5 protein-coding genes are annotated in these 3910 nt (G+C 57.4%); 3 read left to right on the top strand and 2 right to left on the bottom strand.

Annotated elements, in window-relative coordinates:
- Nucleotides 1–42: 42 nt before the first annotated feature.
- Nucleotides 43–1344 (bottom strand): MFS transporter, encoded by a 1302-nt coding sequence (locus NW837_RS00900; protein WP_414328847.1) that lies wholly within the window; start codon nt 1342–1344, stop codon nt 43–45.
- A gap of 231 nt (nt 1345–1575) precedes the next feature.
- Between NW837_RS00900 and yidD the strand changes: the two genes are divergently transcribed.
- Entirely contained in the window at nt 1576–1845 is a 270-nt protein-coding gene (gene yidD / locus NW837_RS00895) for a membrane protein insertion efficiency factor YidD (RefSeq protein WP_414328846.1), read from the top strand.
- Between the two features lie 17 nt (nt 1846–1862).
- On the opposite strand, the gene NW837_RS00890 is transcribed toward yidD, so the two are convergent.
- The gene (locus tag NW837_RS00890; protein ID WP_414328848.1) at nt 1863–2246 is read right to left on the bottom strand and encodes a RidA family protein; all 384 of its coding nucleotides are present in this window, start codon (nt 2244–2246) and stop codon (nt 1863–1865) included.
- Nucleotides 2247–2417: 171 nt separating this feature from the next.
- Between NW837_RS00890 and NW837_RS00885 the strand changes: the two genes are divergently transcribed.
- Both NW837_RS00885 and NW837_RS00880 read left to right on the top strand, forming a co-directional pair.
- Nucleotides 2418–2768: a phenylpyruvate tautomerase MIF-related protein gene (locus NW837_RS00885; protein WP_011432208.1), complete on the top strand. Its 351-nt coding sequence runs from the start codon at nt 2418–2420 to the stop codon at nt 2766–2768.
- An 80-nt stretch (nt 2769–2848) separates the two neighbouring features.
- Entirely contained in the window at nt 2849–3595 is a 747-nt protein-coding gene (locus NW837_RS00880) for a TVP38/TMEM64 family protein (RefSeq protein WP_414328845.1), read from the top strand.
- Nucleotides 3596–3910: the final 315 nt, after the last annotated feature.

Raw genomic sequence — 3910 nt, 5'->3', positions numbered from 1 at the left:
GGATCAGGTGTGGAGCAGGGGGGATCTGATAGAGATATGAGACTATCTATGAACGGGATCCCGTCTCCGGGGGAGCGGGCTGACCCGGTGGCTCCAGGAGGTCGGGTTGCGGCTGTCCTCCAGACAACCCGAAAGGCTGTCCGGCCCCAGGCCCAAGGCAAAGCGCAGCGAGTCCCCCGGTCGCCCATTGGAGAAGAAGAGAAAAGAACCCAAGGAAGCCAAGGAAAGAAGAGCCGCATAGCCAAACATGGCTCGATAGCCGGATCCCGCTGCTAAGGTGCCCAAAAGGGGCCCCGCCAGGCCAATGCCCAAATCAAACCCGCACATCACCAAGCTAAACAGGCGACCCCGCTCCGCCGGCTCCGAGCGATCGGCCACGAGGGCAGAAATGAGAGGGATCAAAGTACCAAAACCGCAGCCTACCGCGACCCCAGCAGCCAGAAAAGCGCCGCTGCTATTGGCAACAATCAGGATCCCCATTGCCAAGGCATAGGTGGCCAAGCTGAGGGAGATAAATGGCCCCCGCCCATAGCGATCGGAAGCGCGACCGGTGAGCAGGCGCACTCCAAAGCTGGCAAAGGCCACTGCCGTATAAAAAAGACCTGGATTCAGGGGAGCTCCGGCTTCTTGGATTAACAAGGCCACAAAGGTGGTCTGGGTGCCGAAGGCCAACCCCACCAAAAACATCACCCAAGCGAGGGAGCGCACCTTCGGGCTGCCCAGAAAGCTCCAGAAGGCCCCATCCATCGGCAGGGATCCCCAATGCTCACGCCGCTGTTCTCGAACCAGTTGGGTACAAAGAAAGCCCACCAACCCCAGCAGAGCAGAGAAGAGAAACGAAGGGCCATAGCCGGCAAACTCCTGCAAAAAGCCGCCCAAAGCAGGGCCAATGGCTGCGCCGATCGGATTGACCAAACTCATGTAGCCCAGGATCTCACCCCGTTTTTCTTCTGGGGTAAAATCCACCACCAAAGTCACATAGGCCGTGGCAAAAGCGGCGATGCTAACCCCATGAAAGGCTCGCACCAGCGCTACCCATGGGATCCAATCGGAGAGCCAGTATCCTATGGGGGCCATCCCCACCACCCCCATGCCGATAAGCAGCACGATCTGCCGGCTGTGGCCATCCGCCAGGCGACCCAACGCAGGGCGAAAGGCCAGCAACCCAATCGAAAAGGCCCCCATTACCCAGCCCACTTGCTGGCTGGTGCCACCGGCATCTCTGACGTAGAGAGGCAACGTGGGCAGCAGCGAGGATAAACTGGCCCAAAAGAGCAGCCCAGCCACAAACAAAATGCCCAAGTTGCGCCGCTGTGCCGGCTGCAGCTGCCCGAATACCCTCACGCCAACTCCTTATGCAAAATGGAACTCAAAGCGTTCTCCCAGAACCGCGCCCTAGGATAAGCCCACCTTCGCCGGATCCCTCAGCCCGAAATATTTAGGTGCTAACCTTTCTGATTGTAACCGTATGGTCTGGGGCTGGGAACCGGCCCTGCTCGCCTTTGCAGGCGCCTCCAGTCTGGGATAACAGCTAACCTCAAGTTACCTAGAGATGCGCTTTTTGGACTCCGACCCATGCCCGAACAATCGGATCCCCTCACTCGCAGCTTGATTGCCCTGATCCGGGGTTACCAGGTGGGTATTTCTCCTTGGCTGCCGCCTGCTTGTCGCTACTACCCCACCTGCTCCCAGTACACCTTGGAAGCGGTGCGGCGCTACGGTGCCCTACGTGGGGGTTGGCTGGGGCTCCGTCGCCTCTGTCGCTGTCATCCCTGGCACCCAGGGGGCTACGATCCAGTTCCCGATTTGCCGGGATCCGCGCCGACCCAGAAACCATTCCGCTAGCCGGACTCAGGAGACATTTAGGTCGATTGTGGGTAGCAGGCCACAACCTCGATTTCTACTCGGGCATTGAGGGGCAGGCGGGCCACCTGTACGCAAGAGCGAGCCGGAGCCGGATCGGTGGCAAAAAACTCTCGATAAACCTCGTTCATGGCCGCAAAATCCTCCATATCGGCCAGGAAAACCGTTGTCTTCACCACCTGGGAGAGAGTGGTGCCCCCCGCTTCCAGCACTGCCTGCACGTTCAGCAATGCCTGCCGAGTTTGAGAAACAATGTCCTCCCCCACCAGTTTGCCGGTTTTGGGATCCAGGCCCACCTGTCCGGCGGTGAACAGAAACGGCCCCAGAGCAGTAACGCCCTGGCTGTAAGGGCCGACAGGAGCGGGGGCAGCCTCAGTTTGCACAGCACAAGGGCCTGGCCCGATTTGGCCCTGCTGGTGGCCGATCTCTGGCTTGGCCGGCTTCGTCTGCTCCATAGAGGTTTGCCCAACTCTGTCGCTACGCTACCACAGGTGGATCGCCAAAAAGCGGGGCCAAGAATGCCAAGATGAACTCGTTGAGAGGGAGAGGGATCCATGCCGTTGATCAAGCTGCAAACGTCTGTGCAACCAGAAATCGCCGCAGTAGAGGAACTGCTTAAGGTGCTGTCTGCTGCTCTATCGGAACAGTTGGGCAAGTCGGAAGCCTACGTGATGACCGCCTTTGAGGGTGGGATCCCGATGACCTTTGCTGGCAGTGGGGATCCCTGTTGTTACCTAGAAATCAAGAGTATCGGGCAATTTTCCGCCCAACAAACCCGAGCCATGAGCGAGTTTTTTTGCGGCACCATCGAGGCCCGATTGGGGATCCCCAAGAAGAGGATTTACATTGAGTTCAGCGATGCCAAAGGCTATCTTTGGGGATGGAACGGCACGACTTTCGGGTAAAGATACTTCCCCCACTCCAAGAGCTGTCTACTCTGGCTTGCCCTAGCTCGCCTCACAAGAACTTTGTAGGAGTTTAGCCAATGGAAGAGCTACCTCAACTCAACACAAATCCCCAAAAGCAGCGGATTTTGCTTAAGCTTGCTACCGGCTTGGGCTTGGCCATTTTTATCTTTTGGGCAGCCCATCGATTGGGATTTTTTGGAGTTATTCAAGACTGGCTCGCCGAAGCTCTGGCTTGGATGGAAAGCTTGGGGTTGCTGGGGCCGATCCTCTTCATTGCCATTTACATTGTGGCGACGGTGCTGCTTTTACCGGCTTCGGTGCTGACCTTGGGGGCAGGAGCTGTGTTCGGGGTGGTGGCCGGAACTGTGTATGTGCTAATCGGGGCAACCATTGGAGCGAATTTGGCCTTTTTCATCGGGCGCTACTTGGCGCGGGAACAGGTGGCGAAATGGATTGAGGGAAATGCCAAGTTTGCGGCCATCGACCGAGCGTTGGGACGTGAGGGATGGAAAATAGTCGGCCTGATTCGGCTGTCGCCTGCGTTTCCCTTCAATGTGCTCAACTACGCCCTGGGGCTGACCCAAATTTCTTTTCTGGATAACTTGCTGGGCACCGCTGGAATCGTGCCGGGCACTTTTATGTATGTGTACATCGGCTCGTTGGCGGGATCCCTGGCCGACATGGAAGGCGCGGAGTTGGATCCTCAGGCTCAAACCGCCCAATGGGTCGTTCGCCTCGTGGGGCTCATCGCCACCGTAGCTGCTACCCTCTACGTCACTCGCATTGCCCGCAAAGCCCTACAAGAAGCGGTGGAGCCTGCCTAGGGAATTGCATTTTAAACAAGAATGAAATCTGTTGCATTGCTTCCCAACTCCTCTCTCTCTGGGAGAAGGGCTGGAGGTGGTCGCGGAAGCGGCGCGGAGCGTTTGGGCAGCAGTAGGAGTGTCTCAATCCAGTTTGAAATGACTATAAGTTGGCTCGGCGAGCTAGTGTGTAGAAAGCACCGGGTTGAGAACGCTCACCGTTGGGCAGAGGCTTAGCCGACAGCTTGACAGAGGGTTTCCTGCCTGATACATTTACGCTGAACACTGCTGAACATCACTGTTCAACTATGCAGCGGTAGCATTCTGTTTGTTTCC

The organism is Synechococcus sp. R6-10 (assembly GCF_047461815.1).
Taxonomy (GTDB): Bacteria; Cyanobacteriota; Cyanobacteriia; order Thermostichales; family Thermostichaceae; genus Thermostichus.
This window is presented reverse-complemented; position numbering and strand designations above follow the sequence as displayed.

Coding starts and splice junctions, on each gene's coding strand:
- yidD (WP_414328846.1), top strand. CDS start 1,576: ATGCCCGAACAATCGGATCCCCTCACTCGCAGCTTGATTGCCCTGATC.
- NW837_RS00885 (WP_011432208.1), top strand. CDS start 2,418: ATGCCGTTGATCAAGCTGCAAACGTCTGTGCAACCAGAAATCGCCGCA.
- NW837_RS00880 (WP_414328845.1), top strand. CDS start 2,849: ATGGAAGAGCTACCTCAACTCAACACAAATCCCCAAAAGCAGCGGATT.